The organism is Streptomyces sp. NPDC008121, from assembly GCF_042957155.1.
Classification (GTDB): Bacteria; Actinomycetota; Actinomycetes; order Streptomycetales; family Streptomycetaceae; genus Streptomyces.
The window spans coordinates 70,945-91,841 of the sequence record NZ_JBIBHT010000007.1 but is presented as its reverse complement, the minus strand read 5'-3'; the positions used below and the strand labels follow the sequence as shown (position 1 = coordinate 91,841).

Annotated in this window: 23 protein-coding genes; 11 read left to right on the top strand and 12 right to left on the bottom strand. The window is 70.5% G+C overall.

Features of this window, described 5'->3' with window-relative positions; genetic code table 11:
* Positions 1 to 153: 153 nt before the first annotated feature.
* Both ACFZBD_RS23125 and ACFZBD_RS23120 read right to left on the bottom strand, forming a co-directional pair.
* Positions 154 to 423, bottom strand: coding sequence for a DUF397 domain-containing protein (locus ACFZBD_RS23125; protein WP_391142450.1), 270 nt, complete (start codon positions 421 to 423; stop codon positions 154 to 156).
* Positions 405 to 1,238, bottom strand: coding sequence for a Scr1 family TA system antitoxin-like transcriptional regulator (locus ACFZBD_RS23120; RefSeq protein WP_391142448.1), 834 nt, complete (start codon positions 1,236 to 1,238; stop codon positions 405 to 407). The genes ACFZBD_RS23125 and ACFZBD_RS23120 overlap by 19 nt, the downstream gene beginning before the upstream one ends.
* 171 nt (positions 1,239 to 1,409) lie before the next feature.
* On the opposite strand from ACFZBD_RS23120, the gene ACFZBD_RS23115 reads away from it, so the two are divergent.
* The 4 genes from ACFZBD_RS23115 to ACFZBD_RS23100 all read left to right on the top strand — a co-directional run bounded on the left by ACFZBD_RS23115 (position 1,410) and on the right by ACFZBD_RS23100 (position 3,548).
* Positions 1,410 to 1,589 (top strand): hypothetical protein, encoded by a 180-nt coding sequence (locus ACFZBD_RS23115; protein ID WP_391143321.1) that lies wholly within the window; start codon positions 1,410 to 1,412, stop codon positions 1,587 to 1,589.
* The gene (locus tag ACFZBD_RS23110; RefSeq protein ID WP_391142446.1) at positions 1,586 to 1,801 is read left to right on the top strand and encodes a hypothetical protein; all 216 of its coding nucleotides are present in this window, start codon (positions 1,586 to 1,588) and stop codon (positions 1,799 to 1,801) included. Before ACFZBD_RS23115 ends, ACFZBD_RS23110 begins: the two co-directional genes overlap by 4 nt.
* A 132-nt stretch (positions 1,802 to 1,933) precedes the next feature.
* On the top strand, positions 1,934 to 2,683 hold the full coding sequence (gene recO, locus ACFZBD_RS23105) for a DNA repair protein RecO (RefSeq protein ID WP_391142444.1): 750 nt from the start codon (positions 1,934 to 1,936) through the stop codon (positions 2,681 to 2,683).
* Between the two features lie 19 nt (positions 2,684 to 2,702).
* Positions 2,703 to 3,548 carry an isoprenyl transferase gene (locus tag ACFZBD_RS23100; RefSeq protein ID WP_391143317.1) on the top strand — a complete coding sequence of 282 codons (846 nt, stop codon included), beginning with the start codon at positions 2,703 to 2,705 and terminating at the stop codon, positions 3,546 to 3,548.
* 94 nt (positions 3,549 to 3,642) lie between these two features.
* Here ACFZBD_RS23100 and ACFZBD_RS23095 read toward each other — a convergent pair whose 3' ends face one another.
* The 4 genes from ACFZBD_RS23095 to ACFZBD_RS23080 are packed head-to-tail and all read right to left on the bottom strand — an operon-like array spanning position 3,643 to position 6,806.
* A complete protein-coding gene (locus tag ACFZBD_RS23095; RefSeq protein WP_391142441.1) occupies positions 3,643 to 4,053 on the bottom strand; it encodes a transcriptional repressor in 411 nt (136 codons plus the stop codon).
* Between the two features lie 47 nt (positions 4,054 to 4,100).
* On the bottom strand, positions 4,101 to 5,000 hold the full coding sequence (locus ACFZBD_RS23090) for an iron chelate uptake ABC transporter family permease subunit (RefSeq protein WP_391143313.1): 900 nt from the start codon (positions 4,998 to 5,000) through the stop codon (positions 4,101 to 4,103).
* Positions 5,001 to 5,010: 10 nt separating this feature from the next.
* On the bottom strand, positions 5,011 to 5,775 hold the full coding sequence (locus ACFZBD_RS23085) for an ATP-binding cassette domain-containing protein (protein WP_391142438.1): 765 nt from the start codon (positions 5,773 to 5,775) through the stop codon (positions 5,011 to 5,013).
* A gap of 29 nt (positions 5,776 to 5,804) precedes the next feature.
* Positions 5,805 to 6,806, bottom strand: a complete 1,002-nt coding sequence (locus tag ACFZBD_RS23080; protein ID WP_391142435.1) for a metal ABC transporter solute-binding protein, Zn/Mn family — start codon at positions 6,804 to 6,806, stop codon at positions 5,805 to 5,807.
* A gap of 187 nt (positions 6,807 to 6,993) precedes the next feature.
* On the opposite strand from ACFZBD_RS23080, the gene ACFZBD_RS23075 reads away from it, so the two are divergent.
* Positions 6,994 to 8,376, top strand: coding sequence for a glycine--tRNA ligase (locus ACFZBD_RS23075; protein ID WP_391142433.1), 1,383 nt, complete (start codon positions 6,994 to 6,996; stop codon positions 8,374 to 8,376).
* 69 nt (positions 8,377 to 8,445) lie between these two features.
* Here the strand turns inward: ACFZBD_RS23075 and ACFZBD_RS23070 are convergent, their stop codons facing one another.
* Complete coding sequence (locus ACFZBD_RS23070; RefSeq protein ID WP_391142431.1) at positions 8,446 to 9,036, bottom strand: TetR family transcriptional regulator; 591 nt, start codon at positions 9,034 to 9,036, stop codon at positions 8,446 to 8,448.
* Positions 9,037 to 9,067: 31 nt separating this feature from the next.
* Positions 9,068 to 10,102 (bottom strand): aldo/keto reductase, encoded by a 1,035-nt coding sequence (locus ACFZBD_RS23065; protein WP_391142429.1) that lies wholly within the window; start codon positions 10,100 to 10,102, stop codon positions 9,068 to 9,070.
* Between the two features lie 269 nt (positions 10,103 to 10,371).
* Between ACFZBD_RS23065 and ACFZBD_RS23060 the strand changes: the two genes are divergently transcribed.
* The 5 genes from ACFZBD_RS23060 to ACFZBD_RS23040 all read left to right on the top strand — a co-directional run bounded on the left by ACFZBD_RS23060 (position 10,372) and on the right by ACFZBD_RS23040 (position 17,106).
* On the top strand, positions 10,372 to 10,572 hold the full coding sequence (locus ACFZBD_RS23060; RefSeq protein ID WP_391142426.1) for a DUF6243 family protein: 201 nt from the start codon (positions 10,372 to 10,374) through the stop codon (positions 10,570 to 10,572).
* Positions 10,573 to 10,711: 139 nt separating this feature from the next.
* Positions 10,712 to 11,275: a hypothetical protein gene (locus ACFZBD_RS23055; RefSeq protein ID WP_391142423.1), complete on the top strand. Its 564-nt coding sequence runs from the start codon at positions 10,712 to 10,714 to the stop codon at positions 11,273 to 11,275.
* Positions 11,276 to 12,412 (top strand): tRNA dihydrouridine synthase DusB, encoded by a 1,137-nt coding sequence (dusB, locus tag ACFZBD_RS23050; protein WP_391142421.1) that lies wholly within the window; start codon positions 11,276 to 11,278, stop codon positions 12,410 to 12,412.
* Between the two features lie 419 nt (positions 12,413 to 12,831).
* Positions 12,832 to 15,543, top strand: a complete 2,712-nt coding sequence (gene ppdK / locus ACFZBD_RS23045; RefSeq protein WP_391142418.1) for a pyruvate, phosphate dikinase — start codon at positions 12,832 to 12,834, stop codon at positions 15,541 to 15,543.
* A gap of 540 nt (positions 15,544 to 16,083) precedes the next feature.
* Positions 16,084 to 17,106 carry a helix-turn-helix domain-containing protein gene (locus tag ACFZBD_RS23040; RefSeq protein WP_391142415.1) on the top strand — a complete coding sequence of 341 codons (1,023 nt, stop codon included), beginning with the start codon at positions 16,084 to 16,086 and terminating at the stop codon, positions 17,104 to 17,106.
* Here the strand turns inward: ACFZBD_RS23040 and ACFZBD_RS23035 are convergent.
* A complete protein-coding gene (locus tag ACFZBD_RS23035; protein WP_391142413.1) occupies positions 17,076 to 18,233 on the bottom strand; it encodes an alkaline phosphatase PhoX in 1,158 nt (385 codons plus the stop codon). The two genes, ACFZBD_RS23040 and ACFZBD_RS23035, sit on opposite strands and share 31 nt — an antisense overlap.
* Positions 18,234 to 18,560: 327 nt before the next feature.
* On the opposite strand from ACFZBD_RS23035, the gene ACFZBD_RS23030 reads away from it, so the two are divergent.
* Positions 18,561 to 18,971, top strand: coding sequence for a VOC family protein (locus ACFZBD_RS23030; protein ID WP_391142410.1), 411 nt, complete (start codon positions 18,561 to 18,563; stop codon positions 18,969 to 18,971).
* 62 nt (positions 18,972 to 19,033) lie between these two features.
* Here ACFZBD_RS23030 and ACFZBD_RS23025 read toward each other — a convergent pair whose 3' ends face one another.
* The 3 genes from ACFZBD_RS23025 to nirD form a co-directional block, all read right to left on the bottom strand.
* Positions 19,034 to 19,795: a glucose 1-dehydrogenase gene (locus ACFZBD_RS23025; protein WP_391142407.1), complete on the bottom strand. Its 762-nt coding sequence runs from the start codon at positions 19,793 to 19,795 to the stop codon at positions 19,034 to 19,036.
* A gap of 101 nt (positions 19,796 to 19,896) precedes the next feature.
* A complete protein-coding gene (locus ACFZBD_RS23020; protein ID WP_391142404.1) occupies positions 19,897 to 20,481 on the bottom strand; it encodes a TetR family transcriptional regulator in 585 nt (194 codons plus the stop codon).
* 37 nt (positions 20,482 to 20,518) lie between these two features.
* Positions 20,519 to 20,896, bottom strand: coding sequence for a nitrite reductase small subunit NirD (gene nirD, locus ACFZBD_RS23015; protein WP_391142402.1), 378 nt, complete (start codon positions 20,894 to 20,896; stop codon positions 20,519 to 20,521).
* Position 20,897: the final 1 nt, after the last annotated feature.

The window sequence follows — 20,897 nt, the reverse complement described above, 5'->3', positions numbered from 1 at the left end:
GGTTCCCTTCGCAAGCGACGCGACGGCGAGGACTGCCGTCACTTAGGTCACCCTAATTAATCGCCGTAGCGTAGCGGTACCCGCCCCCTGTCTATGACCCCATAAGCCGACCTTATGACTTCCCCAAGGGAGTGCTGGGGGAGAACGCCCAGGTCAGACCTTCAGCCCGGCGACGAACGCGGCCCAGGCGGGGGCGGGGACCAGGAGGGCGGGGCCGGCGGGGTTCTTGGAGTCCCGGACGGGGACGACACCGGGGATGTGGTCGAGGACCTCGACGCAGCTGCCGCCCTCGCCGTTGCTGTAGGACGACTTGCGCCAGGCGGCGCCCGCGAGGTCGTACGTCACCTCGACGCAGTCGCCGCCCGACCCGTTGCTGTAAGAGCTCTTGAACCACCGGGCGTTGCTCAGGGAGTGCTCGCGCATCGTCTGTAGTCCTCCGCCGCCGACTCGATCAGGGCCAGGGACGCCTCCGGCGACAGCGCGGCGACCCTGAGCAGATCGTAGGCGCGCTGCGCCCGCTTCACCACCGCCGGATCGTCGAGGAGCGTCCCCGAAAACGACGTCTCTGTATAGGCCGTTGGCGGTGCGTCCGCGAACTCCATAAGGGTCAGCATGCCGCTCATGGAGGCGTGTGCGCCGGCCGCTCGTGGCAGGACGGTCACCAGCACCGTCCGCGCTCGTATCCGCGCCGCGATGTGGTCGAGTGCCGCCGCCATGACGGCCGGGCCGCCCACCGGCGTGAGGATCGCGTTCTCGTGCAGGACGACCCAGTACTCCGGCCGCGCGGCGCCCTGCAGGATCAGCGACCGTTCCAGCCGGGCGGCGACCTTCTCCTCGACGTAGTCGTCGCTCTCGAACGGGTTCGCCGCGATCGTCACCGCCCGGGCATACGCCGCCGTCTGCAGCAGGCCCGGCACGACCGTCGGCGCGAACTCGCAGATTTTCGTCGCCACCGCCTCCAGCTCCGCCACCGCGTGGAAATACGAGGCGTACGGCGATCGGTCGATGAGTTTGCGACATGTCCGTTCGAAAATACCGCCGGTTTGTAGCACCTCGTCGATTCGCTGGGCCACATCCACCTGCGGCTTGCGAATCGCCTGCTCGAACTGACCGATGTATCCACCCGACACGAACACCTGTGTTCCCAGTTGCCCCTGGGAAAGCCCCGCCGTCTCCCGTAGTTCCTTCAGCAGCTCGCCGAAGAACTCCCACGTGTCCTGACGCCGACCTCTGGCCATGGATTAACCCCCTTGTCCTACGCCGCAGTTGTAGGACCTGCGCATCTGCCGATTCTAGAGAGGGGACGTCACCCTGGATGCGGTATACGAGAAATGGATTCGGAAAGGGATGTGTGGGTGAAGGAAGAACACGAGCGGCCGGGAACAAGGACCGTACGAGAGGCACAGGAGGTGGCCGAGGAATTGCGCGACGCGCTCGCCGGGGCGGGAATCATCCTGCCTTCACTGGGGCTCGACGCCGTCACCCTCTCCGCCGATCCCCCTCGACCGCTCATCGAACTGGGACGCTGCACGGTGGAGACGGCGCGCCGACTGGCCGCCGTGCTTCCACGGGAAGGGGGACGGTCGTGAAACCGCCCATCGGCTCGTACGTCGTCGACATCCGCACCGGAAGGGTCGGCACGGTCATGGGACACGAAGGCCCGTACCTCCAGCTGAGACCGCTCGGCGGCGGGCGGGAGTGGGACGCGGAGCCGGAAGGGGTCCGCGAGGCGACCTCGGGGGAGCGGCTGAGCGCCGCGACGGCGCACGTGAACGCCCGGAGCCGGGGCGAGGTGCCGTAGGCCGCCGTGGCCGTCCGTACGTACGGACGGCCACGGCGCATGTCCGGATGGCGCGGCCGCTCGCCGCCCATCCGGCGGGCGGCCTTCCGCGGACCGCCCCGGGGCGCTCCCGCCGTACGGGAGAATGGGCCCATGAGTCTGTTCCGCGACGACGGCATCGTGCTGCGCACCCAGAAGCTGGGTGAAGCGGACCGCATCATCACCCTCCTCACCCGCGGTCACGGCCGCGTACGCGCCGTAGCGCGAGGGGTGCGGCGGACGAAGTCGAAGTTCGGGGCCAGGCTGGAGCCCTTTTCCCACGTGGACGTGCAGTTCTTCGCGCGGGGCAGCGACCTCGTCGGACGCGGACTGCCGCTGTGCACCCAGAGCGAGACCATCGCCCCGTACGGCGGCGGCATCGTCACCGACTACGCCCGCTACACCGCCGGGACCGCGATGCTGGAGACCGCCGAGCGGTTCACGGACAACGAGGGCGAGCCGGCCGTCCAGCAGTACCTGCTGCTCGTCGGGGGGCTGCGGACCCTCTCGCGGGGCGAGCACGCGCCGCACCTCATCCTGGACGCGTTCCTGCTGCGCTCGCTCGCCGTCAACGGCTACGCCCCCAGCTTCGACGACTGCGCGAAGTGCGGTCTGCCCGGACCCAACCGGTTCTTCTCCGTCGCGGCCGGCGGAGTCATATGCGGCGACTGCCGGGTGCCGGGAAGCGTCGTACCCTCTCCGGAGGCCATCGGCCTGCTCAGCGCGCTGCTCACCGGCGACTGGGCGACGGCGGACGCGTGCGAGCCGCGTCACGTCAGGGAGGGCAGCGGACTAGTGTCCGCCTATCTGCACTGGCACCTGGAGCGCGGGCTGCGCTCGCTGCGGTACGTAGAGAAGAGCTAGGGAGACCCATCGCATGGCCATCGCACGACGCGGAATCCTCGGGCGGAAGATCCGGGAGTACACGTCCCCGGAGCCGCACCCGTCCGGCGCGCGCCCGCCGAAGCTTCCCGCCGAGCTGGTGCCGAACCACGTCGCCTGTGTGATGGACGGCAACGGCCGCTGGGCCCAGGAGCGCGGCCTGCCGCGTACCGAGGGGCACAAGGTCGGCGAGGGCGTCGTCCTGGACGTCCTGAAGGGCTGCCTGGAGCTCGGGGTCAAGAACCTGTCGCTCTACGCCTTCTCCACCGAGAACTGGAAGCGCTCCCCCGAGGAGGTCCGCTTCCTGATGAACTTCAACCGGGACGTCATCCGGCGCCGCCGTGACGAGATGGACGAGCTGGGCATCCGGATCCGCTGGGTCGGCCGGATGCCGAAGATGTGGAAGTCGGTCGTCCAGGAGCTCCAGGTCGCCCAGGAGCAGACCGTCGACAACGACGCCATGACGCTGTACTTCTGCGTGAACTACGGCGGCCGGGCGGAGGTCGCGGACGCGGCGCAGGCCATCGCGCGGGACGTGGCGGCCGGGAAGCTGGACCCGTCGAAGGTCAACGAGAAGACCTTCCAGAAGTACCTGTACTACCCGGACATGCCGGACGTCGACCTCTTCCTGCGCCCCAGCGGCGAGCAGCGCACCTCCAACTACCTGATCTGGCAGAGCAGCTACGCCGAGATGGTCTTCCAGGACGTCCTGTGGCCCGACTTCGACCGGCGCGACCTGTGGCGGGCCTGCGTCGAGTACGCCTCGCGCGACCGCCGCTTCGGCGCCATCCCGGCGGCGGACCGGGAGGCCATGGGCACGGTGCCGCAGCAGGGGCCGGGAGCCTGACCCCGGGGCGCGAGCCGCCCCCGTACGCGAAAAGGCCCCACCGGATCCCTCCGGTGGGGCTTCGTCGTACCGGCCGGACGTCCGGCTGCTTCGGCTACTTCGCCGCGCACTCCGCGCACGTGCCGAAGATCTCGACCGTGTGCGCCACGTTCACGAAGCCGTGCTGGGAGGCGATCGTCTCCGCCCACTGCTCCACCGCCGGGCCCTCGACCTCGACCGCCTTGCCGCACAGCCGGCACACCAGGTGATGGTGGTGGTCGCCGGTCGAGCAGCGGCGGTAGACCGTCTCGCCGTCGCTGGTGCGCAGCGCGTCGACCTCGCCCGCGTCCGCCAGGGACTGGAGCGTGCGGTAGACCGTGGTCAGTCCGACCGAGTCACCGCGGTGCTTGAGCATGTCGTGCAGCTCCTGGGCGCTGCGGAACTCGTCGACCTCGTTCAGAGCGGCCGACACAGCGGCCCGCTGCTTGGTCGAGCGACCGCGTACGGGGGGTCCTGCCGTCGCCACAGGGGCCTCCTTGTTGTCTCCGTTGCCCCCGTCATTCTGCCAGGCCGCTACAGCCGGACGTCGTCCGTCGGGCGGCGGCTGACCGGAACCGCCATGTCGCACTCCGCCGGCGCCGCCTCCGCGGCCCTGGCGCGGCGCCTGGCCAGGGGCGTCGCGAGGAGCGTGAGGCCGATGAAGACGGCGATCGCGAGCAGCACGATCGTCGCGCCCGGGGGCACGTCCTGGTAGTACGAGGTGACGGTGCCGCCCAGGGTGACGCCGGTGCCGATCACGACCGCGAGCGCGAACGTCGTACGGAACGAGCGGGAGAGCTGCTGCGCCGCCGCGACCGGCACCACCATCAGCGCGCTGACCAGCAGCAGGCCGACGACGCGCATCGCGACCGTGACCGTCACGGCCGCCGTGATCGCGACGAGGAGGTTCAGGGCGCGCACCGGCAGGCCGGTGACCCGGGCGAACTCCTCGTCCTGGCTGACCGCGAAGAGCTGGCGGCGCAGGCCGACCGTGACCGCGATCACGAACGCGGCGAGGACGCTGATCGCCGTCACGTCCTCGGCGGAGACCGTGGACAGGGAGCCGAAGAGGTAGGAGTTGAGGTTGGCGTTGGAACCGGTCGGCGACAGGTTGATCAGCAGGACACCGCCGGCCATGCCGCCGTAGAAGAGCAGCGCGAGCGCGAGGTCGCCCCGGGTCCTGCCGTACGCCCTGATCAGCTCCATCGCCACCGAACCGGCGACGGCGACCAGCGTCGCCATCCACACCGGGCTGCTGTTGAGCAGGAAGCCGAGGCCGACACCGGTCATGGCGACATGGCCGATGCCGTCGCCCATCAGCGCCTGGCGGCGCTGGACGAGGTAGATGCCGACGGCGGGGGCGGTGATGCCGACGAGGACGGCCGCGAGGAGCGCCCGCTGCATGAAGGCGGGTTCGAGGAATTCCATGGTCAGGTCAGCTTCCTCAGGTCAGCAGACCCGTGCGGAGCGGCTCGTCGGCCGCGTGCGGATGGACGTGGTCGTGGCCGGGCAGGGCGTGCTGGCCGACCGCCTTCGGCGGCGGGCCGTCGTGGACGACGCAGCCGTCGCGGAGGACCACGGCCCGGTCGATCAGCGGCTCCAGCGGGCCCAGCTCGTGCAGGACGAGGAGGACGGAGGTGCCGCCGGCGACCTGCTCGCGCAGGGTGCGGGCCAGGATCTCCTGGCTGGCGAGGTCGACGCCGGCCATCGGCTCGTCCATGATCAGCAGCTCCGGCTCGGAGGCGAGGGCGCGGGCGATCAGGACCCGCTGGTGCTGGCCGCCGGAGAGGGCGCTCACCGAGTCCTTGGCGCGGTCGGCGAGGCCGACCAGCTCGATCGCCCGCTCGACGGCGGCCCGGTCGGCCTTGCCCAGCCAGCCCAGCCTCCGGCGGGAGAGCCGGCCGGAGGAGACGACCTCGCGGATGGTGGCGGGCACACCGCTGGCGGCGGTGGTGCGCTGCGGGACGTAGCCGACGCGGGCCCAGTCGCGGAACCGCTTCTGCTCCGTGCCGAACAGGGAGATGGAACCGCCGGTCAGCGGCACCTGGCCGATGACGGCGCGGACGGCCGTCGACTTGCCGGAGCCGTTGGCGCCGAGCAGCGCGACGACCTCGCCGCGGCCCACGGTGAGGTCGATGCCGCGCAGGACGGGGCGCGCGCCGAGGGCGGCCGTGGCTCCGCGGACGGAAATGACGGGGTCCATGCCCATGGCTCGTGCCTCCGATGCGTGCGTGGCTGTCACTTGGCGCCGAGCGCCTTCTTCAGCGCGGCGAGGTTGGAGGTCATGACCTCGATGTAGTCATCGCCCCGGGACGCGTCCGTGATTCCCTCCAGCGGGTCCAGGACGTCGGTCTTGAGGCCGGTGTCCTTCGCGAGGGTCTTCGCGGTCTTGTCGCTGGCGAGGGTCTCGAAGAAGACGGTGGAGACCTTGTCCTTCCGCGCGACGGTCTGCAGCTCCTTGATCCGGGCGGGGCTCGGCTCGGACTCGGGGTCGACGCCGGTGATGCCCTCCTGCTCCAGGCCGTAGCGCTCGGCGAGGTAGCCGAAGGCGGAGTGCGTGGTGATGAAGGTTCTGGTGGTGGCGTTCTTCAGGCCGGTCTCGAACGCCGTGTCCAGGGCGCCGAGCTTCTTCACCAGGGCGTCGGTGTTCTTCGCGTAGGCGGCGGCGTGGTCGGGGTCGGCCTTCTGGAGGGAGGCGCCGACACCCTTGGCGACCTCGGCGTACTTCACCGGGTCGAGCCAGATGTGCGGGTCGGTGCCGGCCTCGGAGCCGTGGTCGTGGCCGTGGTCGTCGGCGTGCGCCGTGTCCCCGGCGCCGTGGTCGTGGCCTTCGTGACCTTCTTGACCGGCGCCGGTGCCGTGCTTCTCGAGGGTGGTGAGGGTGGCGGCGTCGACGGTGTGCCGCACCCCGGCCTGCGTGATCGCCTCGTCGACGGCGGGCTGGACGCCCTTGAGGTAGAGGATGTAGTCGGCCTCGCCGAGCTCGCCGATCTGCCTCGGCTTCAGCTCCAGGTCGTGCGGCTCGACGCCCGGCTTGGTGAGGGTGTCGACGGAGACGTGCTCCCCGCCTATCTGCTCGGCCAGGTACTGCATGGGGTAGAACGACGCCACCACGCTCAGCTTCCCGTCGCTCTTCTTGTCGGCGGCGCCCGAGGTCCCGGCGCAGGCGGAGAGCGTGACGAGGCCGAGGGAGACGGCTCCGGCGACGGCGGTGGCGGGTATCAGACGGCGTACGTTCATGACACTCATTTTCAACAAAACTGGAAACGATTGTCAATTGTGTTCCCTGTGTTCCCGCCCACGGGCTCCGGCGGCGTGCGCGGGCGGGCTCGGGGCGGGCCCGGAGGCCGAACCGATTTGATACAGGGGGTGGCGGCGCCGGTAATCTGAGGGCTTCGCACTTCGTCGTCGTAATGAAGAGAGCACCGTGGCCGCCGACAAGATCGACACCATCGTCAGCCTGAGCAAGCGCCGTGGCTTCGTCTACCCGTGCAGTGAGATCTACGGCGGCCAGAAGGCCGCCTGGGACTACGGCCCGCTGGGTGTCGAGCTGAAGGAGAACATCAAGCGTCAGTGGTGGCGTTACATGGTCACCGCGCGCGAGGACGTCGTCGGTATCGACTCGTCGGTGATCCTGGCCACCGAGGTCTGGGAGGCCTCCGGTCACGTCGCCACCTTCACGGACCCGCTGACCGAGTGCACCTCCTGTCACAAGCGCTACCGCGCCGACCACCTGGAGGAGGCGTACGAGGAGAAGCACGGCCGTCTCCCCGAGAACGGCCTCACCGACCTCAACTGTCCCAACTGCGGCAACAAGGGCACGTTCACCGAGCCCAAGCAGTTCTCGGGCCTGCTCTCCACCCACCTCGGCCCGACCCAGGACTCCGGCTCCGTCGCCTACCTGCGTCCCGAGACCGCCCAGGGCATCTTCACCAACTTCGGCCAGGTGCTGCAGACCTCGCGCAAGAAGCCGCCGTTCGGCATCGCGCAGATGGGCAAGTCCTTCCGGAACGAGATCACTCCGGGCAACTTCATCTTCCGCACGCGCGAGTTCGAGCAGATGGAGATGGAGTTCTTCGTCAAGCCGGGCGAGGACGAGCAGTGGCAGGAATACTGGATGGAGCAGCGCTGGAACTGGTACACGAGCCTGGGCATGCGTGAGGAGAACATGCGCTGGTTCGAGCACCCGCAGGAGAAGCTCTCCCACTACTCCAAGCGCACCGCCGACATCGAGTACCGCTTCCAGTTCGGCGGCAGCGAGTGGGGCGAGCTCGAGGGCGTCGCCAACCGCACCGACTACGACCTGAGCGCGCACTCCAAGGCCTCCGGCAACGACCTGGTCTTCTTCGACCAGGAGGCGCAGGAGCGCTGGACGCCGTACGTCATCGAGCCGGCGGCCGGTGTCGGCCGCGCGATGCTGGCGTTCATGCTCGACGCGTTCAACGAGGACGAGGCCCCGAACGCCAAGGGCGTCATGGAGAAGCGCACCGTGATGCGCCTCGACCCGCGCCTCGCGCCGGTCAAGGTCGCGGTCCTCCCGCTCTCCCGCAACGCGCAGCTGTCGCCGAAGGCCAAGGGCCTCGCCGCCGACCTGCGCCAGAACTGGAACATCGAGTTCGACGACGCGGGCGCCATCGGCCGCCGCTACCGCCGCCAGGACGAGATCGGCACGCCGTTCTGCGTCACCGTCGACTTCGACACCCTGGACGACAACGCGGTGACCGTGCGCGAGCGCGACACCATGAAGCAGGAGCGCGTCTCCCTGGACCAGATCCAGGGCTACCTCGGCAGCCGCCTGCTCGGCTGCTGACCCACCCGGTCGCGCACGGCGAAGCCCCCGGCTCCGAAGGAGGAACCGGGGGCTTCGCCCTGTCCCGGGTCAGGTCTGCGGGTGCAGGCCGCGCAGCAGGAGGGAGACGACCGCGTCGAACTCGGCCTCGATCGTGGGGCGTCGCCACTCCGGGGCGTAGGCCGGGTCGTGGAAGCGGGCGGTCGCGTCGAAGACGGCGCGGGCCGTGGCGTCGGGGTCGGCGGCGCTGAACTCCGCCTGGCGGGAGCCCTCTTCGACGATGTGCCGGACCTGGTCGACGAGGACCGCGAGATGCTGCTCGACCACACCGCTGCTCTCGCCGAGCAGCACCTGGTACGTGGCGAACAGCTCGGGGTCGTCGCCCGCCTTGTGGCGCTTGGCCTCGAAGAGCGTGGCGAGCCAGGCCCGCAGCTTCTCCGGGGCCGGCCGGTCCGGCGCGGCGACCAGATCCGCGAGGGCGGCCTCGGTCCGGGAGAGCCAGCGCTCCGTCACCGCCTCGCGCAGCGCCGCCTTCGTACGGAAGTGGCGGTAGACGCTGCCGTGACTGACGCCGAGGACCCGGGCCACGTCCACCACCGTGGCCTTCGCCGGGCCATAGCGCCGGAGCACCTCTTCGGTGGCTTCCAGGATGCGCTCTGCGGTCAGGGTCTCGGTGGCCATGGGGTGACAGTACCTGTCAGCCGCGGGGCGGTCAGTGCTCGCTGTCGAGGTGGGCCATCTGGGCCGCGGGATAGCGCTCGCCGGCCGCCGCGCCCGCCGGAACGGCCTCCTCGATCGCGGCCAGCTCGGCCGCGTCCAGCGTGACGTCCAGGGAGCCGAGCGCCTCCGCGAGCCGGTCCCGGCGGCGGGCGCCGATGAGCGGGACGATGTCGGCGCCGTGCCGGGGGCCCTGGGCGAGGACCCAGGCGATCGCGATCTGGGCGACCGTGACGCCCTTGGCCTCGGCGACGGCCCGCAGCCGGTCCACCAGGTCCAGGTTCCGGTCGAGGTTGTCGCCCTGGAAGCGCGGGCTCATCCCGCGGAAGTCGCCCGGCGCCAGCTCCCGGTCGCGGGAGAAGTGGCCGCTGATCAGACCGCGCGAGAGCACGCCGTACGCCGTGATGCCGATGCCCAGCTCGCGGGCGGTCGGGAGGATCTTCTCCTCGATGGAGCGGGAGATCAGGGAGTACTCGATCTGGAGGTCGGAGATCGGGGCGACGGCCGCCGCCCGGCGCAGGGTGTCCGCGCCGACCTCGGAGAGGCCGATGTGCCGGACATGGCCGGCCTCGACCAGCTCGGCGATCGCGCCGACGGTCTCCTCGATCGGGACGTCGGGGTCGACGCGGGCGATGCGGTAGATGTCGATGTGGTCCGTGCCGAGGCGCTGGAGGGAGTACGCGGCGAAGTTCCGCACCGCCGCCGGTCGGCCGTCATAGCCGGCGAAGCCGCCCTCGACCGTGCGCAGAGCACCGAACTTCACGCTGGTCAGCGCCTTCTCGCGGGCGGCTGCGGGGGCGGTCCGCAGGGCTTCGTTGATCAGCAGTTCGTTGTGCCCCATGCCGTAGAAATCGCCGGTGTCCAGGAGCGTGACGCCCGCGTCGAGTGCGGCGTGGAGGGTGGCGATCGACTCGGCGCGGTCGCTCTCGCCGTACAGCGCGGACATGCCCATGCAGCCGAGGCCGAGGGCGGAGACCAGGGGGCCGGTGGCGCCGAGGGGGCGGGTGGGGAGGGTGCGGGCGGAGGTCATGGAGGTCTCCTCGGGAGGGAGTCGGAGCGCCGGGGGAGCGGCACACGACAACTATGGCATGACGACTGACAGATTTCAATGTTTGTCATTCACTCGTCCGTGGGGAGGCTCCGGGGCAGGAAATGGTGTGACCGCGGGTGAAGGGGGAGGTACCGTCTGCGGCATGTCTTCGTTCTTCCAGATCTACGAGTGAGAGCGCCGCGGGACCCGATTCCCGCGCAGCGCCGGCCGATTCGACCACCGCATTTCTCACTGACGGGAGAACCCCCATGTCCAAGGGCCGCAACAACCTCCTCGGCGTCGGCGGACAGCGCAAGAAGCTGTCCCGCGCCGACCAGCAGGGCGCCGTCCAGAACAGCAACGCCGACCGCAAGGCGTCGGTCGACCAGAAGCAGGACCTGCTGAGGAAGATGCGCGAGCGCGCACTCGGCGCGGAGAGCACCGACGCCGCCACGGGCGGCGAGGAGTAGGCACGCCCTAGGCCAGGGGCCCGGGTCGCAGCCGCGACCCGGGCCCTTCGCGTCTCCGCAGGGCGGACGCCGGTTCCCCCGCGCGGCGGAGAGGGACCGGCGCCGCGGGTGACGCGCCGCGGGCAGGGCCGGAACGAGCATGGGTGCCATGTCCACGACGCCCGCCTCCCTTCCCGCCCCCGCACCCCGCTGGGCCCGCCGCGCCGCCCACGCCATCGCCCTGTGCGCCGTGCCGTCAGGGCTCTGGCGCATCGCCATGGCGTGCGGTGTCCCGGTGGGCTACAGCGACCGCACCCTGCGCGAGGTCTTCGACATCCCCGGCTGGGGCATCGCGTACGTCGTGGGACTCTCCGTCCTCGGCGAACTGGCGGCGCTGTTCCCGCTGCTCCTCGTCAGCGACCGGTGGCGGCCGCTGTCCCCCCGGACCCTCGCGGCCCTGGCCCGGACCGCCTCGGCCGGCCTCGTGCTGGTCGCCCTGTGGCAGACCGTGGTCGCGTTCACCGTCGAGAGCCGGACGTACCTGTCGAGCGGTGCCGCCGAGACCGTCTGGGGCTTCGCCTTCGCCCCGCTGGCGGCGATTCCCGTCCTGATGACCGCGGTGACCTGGTCGTACATCCGGCGGCACCGAGGGCCCGCGCGCCCGCGGGGTCGTACCGCGAAGGCGGCCGGGCCGAACGCTCCGGCGGTGCGCGACAATGGCTGAATGACCGCGTTCTCCCCTCTCGCCATCGGGCCGCACATCGTGCAGCCGCCGGTGGTGCTCGCCCCCATGGCCGGCATCACCAACGCCCCCTTCCGCACCCTCTGCCGCGAGTTCAGCGGCGGCAAGGGGCTGTTCGTCAGCGAGATGATCACGACGCGGGCGCTGGTCGAGCGCAACGAGAAGACCATGCAGCTCATCCGCTTCGACGACAGCGAGAAGCCGCGGTCGATCCAGCTGTACGGCGTCGACCCGGTGACCGTCGGCAAGGCCGTGCGGATGATCGTGGACGAGGACCTGGCCGACCACATCGACCTGAACTTCGGCTGCCCGGTGCCCAAGGTGACCCGCAAGGGCGGCGGCTCCGCCCTCCCGTACAAGCGGCCCCTGCTGCGCGCGATCCTGCACGAGGCCGTGACCGGGGCGGGCGACCTGCCGGTCACCATGAAGATGCGCAAGGGCATCGACGACGACCACATCACCTTCCTCGACGCCGGGCGCATCGCCGTCGAGGAGGGCGTCACGGCCATCGCGCTGCACGGGCGGACGGCGGCCCAGCACTACGGCGGCACGGCGGACTGGGACGCGATCGCGCGTCTCAAGGAGCACGTCCCGGAGATCCCGGTGCTGGGCAACGGCGACATCTGGTCGGCCGACGACGCGCTGCGGATGATGCGCGAGACCGGCTGCGACGGTGTGGTCGTGGGCCGCGGCTGTCTGGGCCGGCCCTGGCTCTTCGCCGATCTCGTCGCCGGCTTCGAGGGCACGGGCTCCTACGCCCGGCCCGGGCTGCGGGAGGTCGCGGAGGCGATGGTCCGGCACGCGCGCCTGCTCGGCGAGTGGCTCGGGGACGAGGCACGCGGTGTCATCGACTTCCGCAAGCACGTGGCGTGGTACCTGAAGGGCTTCTCGGTCGGCTCCGAGATGCGCAAGAAGCTGGCGATCACCTCGTCCCTGGACGAGCTGAGCGCTCAGTTGAGCGAGCTGGATCTGGATCAGCCGTGGCCGGCGGGTGCGGACGGCCCGCGCGGGCGCACCTCGGGCAACAACCGGGTCGTCCTCCCGGACGGCTGGCTCAAGGACCCGTACGACTGCGCGGGCGTCGGCGAAGAAGCGGAACTGGACACGTCAGGGGGCTGATGCCGGTCCGTCCGGCCGGGTCCGGAGCCGTCCACGGAGCGGCCGCGCCCCGTCCGGATGATGGGAAACCGGCCGTTTTCACGGCGTGATCCTCGCCACCCTTGATAGGGGGTCTGCTCAGATGAGCGGATTGCGGGGCGTTGGACTCCTGGAGGGGTGGCACTGGGTGCCACCCCTCTTGCGTTCAAGAGTTGAACACGGATGCCGGTCTGCGCGCTCATCCGAGCGCCTAAGTGCAACATTGAGTCAAGCGGGCTTCGAGCCCTGAAAGCGGAAGCTACCCGTCAGTTACTTTCGATCTGGTGGCGGACGGGTGGTTAAGGCCTGATGACCGCTAGGCGTACCTCCCCAGAAGCCTTCGATCTGGGTATGTTCCTCGCCGTCAGGGCAGCCACCGAGTCCTCGAGGAGTCGAGACACGTGTCGGAAAACAAAGATCAGAAGTTCGTGTACGACTTCACCGAGGGCAACAGGGACCTGAAGGACCTGCTCGGTGGCAAGGGCGCGAACCTGGCGGAGATGACCAACCTCGGCCTCCCGGTTCCCCCCGGCTTCACGATCACCACCGAGGCGTGCAAGGTCTACCTCGACAGCGGCACCGAGCCGGCCGAGCTCCGCGACGAGGTCAGCGCGCACCTCGACGCCCTCGAGCGCAAGATGGGCAAGAAGCTCGGCCAGGCCGACGACCCGCTGCTCGTATCCGTACGCTCCGGTGCCAAGTTCTCCATGCCCGGCATGATGGACACGGTCCTCAACATCGGCCTCTCCGACGAGTCCGTGGCCGGGCTCGCCACCCAGGCCGGGGACGAGCGCTTCGCCTGGGACTCGTACCGCCGCCTCATCCAGATGTTCGGCAAGACCGTCCTCGACGTCGACGGCGAGCTGTTCGAGGAGGCCCTGGACGACGCCAAGGCCGCCAAGAAGGTCACCGTCGACACCGACCTCGACGCCGCCGACCTCAAGAAGCTCGTCAAGCAGTTCAAGAAGATCGTGAAGGCCCAGGCCGGCCGCGACTTCCCGCAGGATCCGCGCGAGCAGATGGACCTCGCCATCGAGGCCGTCTTCAACTCCTGGAACACCGACCGCGCCAAGCTCTACCGCCGCCAGGAGCGCATCCCGCACGACCTCGGCACCGCCGTCAACGTCTGCTCGATGGTCTTCGGCAACCTCGGCCCGGACTCCGGCACCGGCGTCGCCTTCACCCGCGACCCCGCCTCCGGCCACCAGGGCGTCTACGGCGACTACCTCCAGAACGCGCAGGGCGAGGACGTCGTCGCGGGCATCCGCAACACCGTGCCGCTCGCCGAGCTGGAGTCGATCGACAAGACGTCGTACGACCAGCTGATGCAGATCATGGAGACCCTGGAGACCCACTACAAGGACCTCTGCGACATCGAGTTCACGATCGAGCGCGGTCAGCTGTGGATGCTGCAGACCCGTGTCGGCAAGCGCACCGCCGGTGCCGCCTTCCGGATCGCCACCCAGCTCGTGGACCAGGGCCTGATCGACGAGGCCGAGGCGCTCCAGCGCGTCAACGGCGCCCAGCTCGCCCAGCTGATGTTCCCCAAGTTCGACGAGAACGCCAAGGTCGAGCAGATCGGGCGCGGCATCGCCGCCTCCCCCGGCGCGGCCGTCGGCAAGGCCGTCTTCGACTCGTACACGGCCGTCAAGTGGTCGCGCTCCGGCGAGAAGGTCATCCTCATCCGCCGTGAGACCAACCCGGACGACCTGGACGGCATGATCGCCGCCGAGGGCATCCTGACCTCGCGCGGCGGCAAGACCTCGCACGCCGCCGTCGTCGCCCGCGGCATGGGCAAGACCTGTGTCTGCGGCGCCGAGGAGCTCGAGGTCGACACCAAGCGCCGCCGGATGACCACCGCGGGCGGCCAGGTCGTCGAGGAGGGCGACGTCGTCTCCATCGACGGCTCCACCGGCAAGGTGTACCTCGGCGAGGTCCCGGTCGTGCCCTCCCCGGTCGTCGAGTACTTCGAGGGCCGGATGCACGCCGGCGCCGACGACGCCGACGAGCTGGTCTCCGCCGTCCACCGGATCATGGCCTACGCGGATCGCGTGCGCCGGCTGCGGGTCCGCGCCAACGCCGACAACGCCGAGGACGCCCTGCGGGCCCGCCGCTTCGGCGCCCAGGGCATCGGCCTGTGCCGCACCGAGCACATGTTCCTCGGCGAGCGCCGCGAGATGGTCGAGAAGCTGATCCTCGCCGACACCGACGAGGAGCGCACGGAGGCCCTGAAGGCCCTCCTGCCGCAGCAGAAGCAGGACTTCGTCGAGCTGTTCGAGGCGATGGACGGGCTGCCCGTCACGGTCCGGCTGCTCGACCCGCCGCTGCACGAGTTCCTGCCCGACATCACCGAGCTGTCGGTCCGCGTCGCCCTCGCCGAGTCCCGCAAGGACGCCAACGAGAACGACCTGCGGCTGCTGCAGGCCGTGCACCGGCTGCACGAGCAGAACCCGATGCTGGGTCTGCGCGGCGTCCGCCTCGGCCTGGTCATCCCCGGTCTCTTCGCCATGCAGGTCCGGGCGATCGCCGAGGCCGCGGCCCAGCGGATCGACGCCAAGGGCGACCCGCGCGCCGAGATCATGATCCCGCTCGTCGGCACCGTCCAGGAGCTGGAGATCGTCCGCGAGGAGGCCGAGGGCGTCATCGCCGAGGTCCAGGCGCAGACCGGCGTCGAGCTGAAGCTCGCGCTCGGCACCATGATCGAGCTGCCGCGCGCCGCGCTGACCGCCGGACAGATCGCCGAGGCCGCCGAGTTCTTCTCCTTCGGCACGAACGACCTCACCCAGACGGTGTGGGGCTTCTCCCGGGACGACGTGGAGGCCAGCTTCTTCACCGCGTACCTGGAGAAGGGCATCTTCGGCGTCTCGCCGTTCGAGACCATCGACAAGGACGGCGTCGGCTCTCTCGTCCGCAGCGCGGTCGAGGCCGGCCGGGCCACCCGCCCGGACCTCAAGCTCGGCGTCTGCGGCGAGCACGGCGGCGACCCCGAGTCGGTGCACTTCTTCCACGAGGTGGGCCTCGACTACGTCTCCTGCTCGCCGTTCCGGATCCCGGTGGCGCGCCTGGAGGCGGGCCGCGCGGCGGCGCAGTCGAGCGGCAGCGACAGCCGCTGACCCTCCGTTCAGTAGCAAAGGCCACCGGAGCCGCCGTCGGTCACCACCACCCTCACCGACGGGCGGCGGCTCCGGGTCGCAAGAGAGACGGGGCGGACACCTTGTGCGGAGGTGTCCGCCCCGTCGCATTTCGTCCGCGCACCGATGTCGGTTCGGCCGTTCCCGGATGTTCGGACCGATGTGAGTTCATGTTCAATCGAGCGCGGTTGAAATATTCGCTGTTGAACGTTTTCACGATTGGTACCGCAAAGAACGAGTCGGGCGCGGCCACCGGATCCCCACCCGGTGGCCGCGCCCGTTTACCCGTGCCAGGCAGGTGAGCCACAACCTCGCCGACCGCCGCCGGACGCGCGAAGCCCCCCACGGTCTTCGTCGCGTCACCTCGGTCCTGAAGGTTTCCTGCCCGACACGCACAGCCTTTCGGTTTGCCCCCGTCCTCCGCGATGCTTTTCAAGTGTGGCTGAAACACCCTGGTAACGTGCAGTGATGCTGTGCATACTCATTGAAGGGGGTGGTTGCGAGTGCACAGGTGGGGGTTCGATGCTCCGGATTCATTTCACAGGAAACGACTTGGCGGGCGTGCGTATGGCCGCCCGGCCGGATGTTCTATGGGAAACGATTCTCAGTTTTCACCGTTTAAGGGACCGGCGCGGCCCCGTCGTCTACGGAGAATGGCGCTCGGAAACCCGCACACGGCTCAACGGTGAGACGCGACTGCTCGCCGCGCTCGTTCCCAGTCGCGGTTACTTCCCCGACTTCCTGACCCCCGCGGAGGGCGTCAGCGGCCTCGACGACGGCCTGGAGGCGATCCGCGCGACCCCGGACGCCCGACTGCGGGCCGAACTCGCCCTGCTCGGCGCCGACCGGGCCGGCGGCAGGTCCGTCCCGCACTCGCTGCGCGCCCTCGCCGAGGGCGGCGCGGAACCGTTCGACCGGCTCATCGGGGCCCTGCGCAGCTATCACCGGGCCGCCATCGAGCCGTACTGGCCCGATGTCCGCGCCCGCGTGGAGGCGGACCGTGCCGTGCGCGGCCGCGCCCTGCTCGACGGCGGAGCCGACGAACTGCTCGCCTCGCTGCCGCCGATGCTCCGCTGGCGCGCACCGGTCCTGGAGGCCGACTATCCCGTCGACCGCGATCTCCACCTCGACGGCCGCGGGCTGCTGCTCCAGCCCTCGTACTTCTGCCGGGGCACCCCGGTGGTGCTGCGCGACCCCGCGCTGCCCCCGGTCCTCGTCTACCCGGTCACGCACTGCGAGGCGCCGACCGTCCGCGCGCCGGGCGGCTCCTCCCTGGCCAAGCTCGTCGGCAACACCCGCTCCGCGGTCCTGCACGCCATCGGCGACGGCGGCACCACGAGTGAACTGGCCCGCAGGGCGGGGGTCTCCCTCGCCTCCGCGAGCCAGCACGCGGGCGTCCTCCGCGAGGCGGGGCTCGTCTCCACCCTGCGCCACGGCAACGCCGTCCTGCACACACTGACGCCGTTGGGCGCCGCCCTGCTGGGCAGCGCCCAACGGCGCGCGGAGGAGCGGTGTTACGCGCGGAACGGCCCCGTCACCTCGTAGGTGATGCCGCCCGAAGAGCTGCCGCTCGTGCCCCGCTGGCTGGAGAAGTACAGCCGCCGGCCGTCGGGGGAGAAGGCCGGTCCGGTGATCTCGGAGCCGGACTGGCCGTTGATCCGCAGGAAGGGGGCGACGACGTCGTCGGGGGTGATGACGCAGATCTCCATGTTGCCGCCGTCCTCGGCGATGAACAGGTCGCCCGAGGAGGAGCCGGTGACGTTGTCGACGCCCGTCAGCGGGGCGCCGCCGGAGACCAGCGAGTCGTCGTACGCCAGCTCGTAGGTGCCGGTGGCGAGGTTGAGCTGCCAGAGGCGGTTGTCGCCCTTGGTGGTGAACCAGACGGTGTCGTTGGCGTAGTGGCAGCCCTCGCCGCCGTTGAACTTCTTCGCTCCGGAGACCTGGCTGCGCGTGGCGGTCGGCGAACCGTCCGGGTCCGGGACGTTCCGCCAGGTGAAGGAGCCGGAGGTGGCCGTTCCGGCGACCAGGACCTGGAGCGTGCCGGAGGAGAGGTTGCCCCACGTGGTGGGGATGAAGCGGTAGAAGCAGCCGCTGGTCTCGTCCTCGGTCAGGTAGATCACCTTGCGGACGGGGTCGGCGGCGGCGGCCTCGTGCTTGAACCGGCCCATCGCGTCACGGCGGACGGCGGCGTTCACGCCGTACGGGTCGGTCTCGTAGACGTAGCCGAGGCTGACCTCCTCGCAGGAGAGCCAGGTGTTCCAGGGGGTCTTGCCGCCCGCGCAGTTCTGGCGGGTGTTGGAGAGGACGCGGTACGCGCCGACGACGTTGCCCGACGCGTCGAACTTCACCGCGCCCGCGCCGCCGCCGGGGTTGATCTCCGAGTTGGAGACGTAGATCCAGCCGGTGCCGGCGACGAAGCAGGCGCCGCCGTCGGGGGCGTTGTGCCAGGTGTACGACGTGCTGCCGACCTGCTGGCCGGACCGGGCGATCACCCGGCTGGTGAAACCGCTGGGCAGCAGGATGCCGTTGGCGTCGGCGGTGCCCAGGGGCCCGTAGGGGCCGGCGCCGGGCTGGGCGGGGGCGGCGTAGGCGGCCCCGCGCATCAGGGTGCCGCCGAAGGCGGCGGCCGACGTGCCGATGACCGCTCCACGCAGGAAACTGCGTCGCTCCACGTCTCACTCCAGAGGGGGTGGTGAAAACCGCCCCACCGCCCGGACGGCGGCGGGGTCGCGCGCTTCCGGAAGCTAGAGGTGCCAAATTGACTGTGCAGCAACAATCGGTGAAGGGGAAGCGGCGGGTGCCTGATGGCTCGGCGGGGGCCGGCCGCGGGCCGGGGGAGCGGGTGCGGGCGCGGGCGCCGCGCCTCGGCGCCCGGCTCGAAAAAATCTCCGAGAAAATCTTCGGAGCGCCGATGAGTTCCGCCCCGCCCCACCGTCTTACCTCTTGATAGCGCCGCGACGGAGCGGACGGCACCAACGCCGGACAGAGGAGAGACCGCCATGCCCCAGATGATCTTCGTCAACCTGTCGGTGAAGGACCTCGAGACCACGAAGAGCTTCTGGAGCAAGCTCGGTTTCTCCTTCAACCCGCAGTTCAGCGACGAGAGCACCGCCTGTCTGGTCTTCAGCGACACGATCTTCGCCATGCTGATGACCGAGCCCCGCTTCAAGGACTTCCTCAAGCCGGGCAAGGAGATCTCCGACGCCGGCAGGACCTCCGAGGTGCTGCTCGCGCTCAGCGCCGACAGCCGCGAGGAGGTCGACCGGCTGGCCGACGCGGCGCTGGCCGGCGGCGGGTCCGCGGCGACCGAGGCGCAGGACCACGGCTTCATGTACGGCCGCTCCTTCACGGACCCCGACGGCCACCACTGGGAGGTCGTCTGGATGGACCCGGCCGCCACCCAGGGCTGAGCCCCCGGCCGCCACCCAGGGCTGAGCCCCCGCCCGGCCGCCGGAGCCCCGCGCCCCGGCCGTCAGGCCGAGACGCCGCCGTCGATCACCAGGTCCGCGCCCACGACCGAACCGGCGTCCTCCGAGGCGAGGTAGAGCACGGCGGCCGCGACCTCGGCGGCCGACGAGATGCGGCCGAGCGGGGACTGGTCCTTCATCCGGACCTCCCGCTCGGCCTCGGTCTCGCCCGGGTGCAGCGACATCGTGGACTCGGCGGCGCCGGGGCTGACGGCGTTGATCCGGACGCCGTCGGCGATGTGGTCGCGGGCGGCGGCCCGGGTGAGCGCGGAGACCGCGGCCTTGGAGACCTGGTAGCCGAAGACGCCCGGGACGCGGACGTGCGCGCCGAGGTTGGACGAGATGTTGACGATGGCGCCTCCGCCGTGGGCCCGCATGTGGGCGACCTCCGCCTGCAGCGCGTGCAGGACGCCGGTGACGTTGACGTCCAGCAGCGCCTGCCAGTCGTCGAGGGGGAAGTCGGCGGCCGCGTGCCCGCCCCGGAATATCCCGGCGTTGTTCACGGCGACGTCGAGACCGCCGAACGTCTCGACGGTCCGCGCCACCAGCGCGCGGACCTCCTCGGCCCGGGACACGTCGGCGGTGACGGCGGCCGCGGTGCCACCGGCCGCCTCGATCAGGGCCACGGTCTCGTTCAGCGCGGCGGCGCCACGGCCGGAGACGACCACCCTTGCCCCCTCGGTGGCGAAGGCGCGTGCGATGCCCCGGCCGAGGCCGCTGCCGGCGCCGGTGACGAGGACGGTCCTGTGCGTGAAGCGAGCGGACATGCGGTGACGACTCCCTGATGAGGAAACGGATGTTTATTTGACCGTACGTTCCAGAATTCGGGCCGAAAGAAAGGGCGCCCAGGGCGCCCTCTCCTCCGTGATCAGTCCAGCAGCGCCAGCGCCTGCTCCGCCGCGTCCCGGACCCTCGCCGGGTCCGTCGAGGCCTTGCCGACCAGCCGGATCCCCTGCATCAGGACCAGCAGCATCCGCGCCAGCGCCCGCGGATCGCGGTCCACGGGCAGCTCGCCCTGAGCCCGGGCCCGGACGAGCGAGGCGTGCAGCAGGGTCTCGATCTGCTCCCAGCTCAACTCCACCCGGCGCGCCACGGTGTCGTCGCGCGGGCTCAGCTCGGCCGCCGAGTTGGTGATGAAACACCCGGTCAACCGGGTGTCCTCGCTCCCCGCCTCGGCGGCGAACCGCCGCACGAGCGTGCGCACGGCCGGCAGCGCCGGCCCCGGCTGGGACAGCTCCTCGGTCATCTGCGGGTCACGCGTCCGGAGATAGCGGTCCATCGCCTTCAGATACAGCTCGTGCTTGTTGCCGAAGGTGGCGTAGAGGCTGGCGCGGCCGATCCCGAGGTGCTCGACGAGGTCCGCCATCGACGTCGCCTCGTACCCGCGCCTCCAGAACAGCTCAAGTGCCGCCTGGAGCGCGGCCTCCGGATCGAACTCCTTGGTCCTGGCCACACCGAGGACCCTAGATCGATCTGGAACGTACGGTCAACTACGCGAGGGCCTCGGTTGCCACCGTCCGGGGCGCGTGCGCCTCCCGGCTCGTACGGACCGGGTACACCGTCACCGTCACGTCGTCGTCGTCCAGGCACCGGCCGGTCTCCAGATCGAAGCGCTGCTTCAGCAGCGGCGAGGCCACGAACGGCCGCCCGCCCGCCGACCCCACCAGACCCCGGGACAGCACCTGCGCGCCGGTGAACGGGTCGCGGTTGTCGATCGCGTACGCGCGCCCCGACCGGTCCTTGAACAGCGCGGCCTGCCGGCCGTCCGGGAGGAGCGCCGCCACGCCCCGGCCCGGCGTCAGCCGGGACTCCTCGCAGATCACCGTCCATGCGTCGGCGGTCACGTCGTGGGAGAGTTCGAGGTTCATC

Coding starts and splice junctions, on each gene's coding strand:
- ACFZBD_RS23125 (WP_391142450.1), bottom strand. CDS start 423: ATGCGCGAGCACTCCCTGAGCAACGCCCGGTGGTTCAAGAGCTCTTAC.
- ACFZBD_RS23120 (WP_391142448.1), bottom strand. CDS start 1,238: ATGGCCAGAGGTCGGCGTCAGGACACGTGGGAGTTCTTCGGCGAGCTG.
- recO (WP_391142444.1), top strand. CDS start 1,934: ATGAGTCTGTTCCGCGACGACGGCATCGTGCTGCGCACCCAGAAGCTG.
- ACFZBD_RS23085 (WP_391142438.1), bottom strand. CDS start 5,775: ATGGGCATGGACCCCGTCATTTCCGTCCGCGGAGCCACGGCCGCCCTC.
- ACFZBD_RS23080 (WP_391142435.1), bottom strand. CDS start 6,806: ATGAACGTACGCCGTCTGATACCCGCCACCGCCGTCGCCGGAGCCGTC.
- ACFZBD_RS23070 (WP_391142431.1), bottom strand. CDS start 9,036: ATGGCCACCGAGACCCTGACCGCAGAGCGCATCCTGGAAGCCACCGAA.
- ACFZBD_RS23065 (WP_391142429.1), bottom strand. CDS start 10,102: ATGACCTCCGCCCGCACCCTCCCCACCCGCCCCCTCGGCGCCACCGGC.
- ACFZBD_RS23060 (WP_391142426.1), top strand. CDS start 10,372: ATGTCCAAGGGCCGCAACAACCTCCTCGGCGTCGGCGGACAGCGCAAG.
- ACFZBD_RS23055 (WP_391142423.1), top strand. CDS start 10,712: ATGGGTGCCATGTCCACGACGCCCGCCTCCCTTCCCGCCCCCGCACCC.
- dusB (WP_391142421.1), top strand. CDS start 11,276: ATGACCGCGTTCTCCCCTCTCGCCATCGGGCCGCACATCGTGCAGCCG.
- ACFZBD_RS23040 (WP_391142415.1), top strand. CDS start 16,084: ATGCTCCGGATTCATTTCACAGGAAACGACTTGGCGGGCGTGCGTATG.
- ACFZBD_RS23030 (WP_391142410.1), top strand. CDS start 18,561: ATGCCCCAGATGATCTTCGTCAACCTGTCGGTGAAGGACCTCGAGACC.
- ACFZBD_RS23025 (WP_391142407.1), bottom strand. CDS start 19,795: ATGTCCGCTCGCTTCACGCACAGGACCGTCCTCGTCACCGGCGCCGGC.
- nirD (WP_391142402.1), bottom strand. CDS start 20,896: ATGAACCTCGAACTCTCCCACGACGTGACCGCCGACGCATGGACGGTG.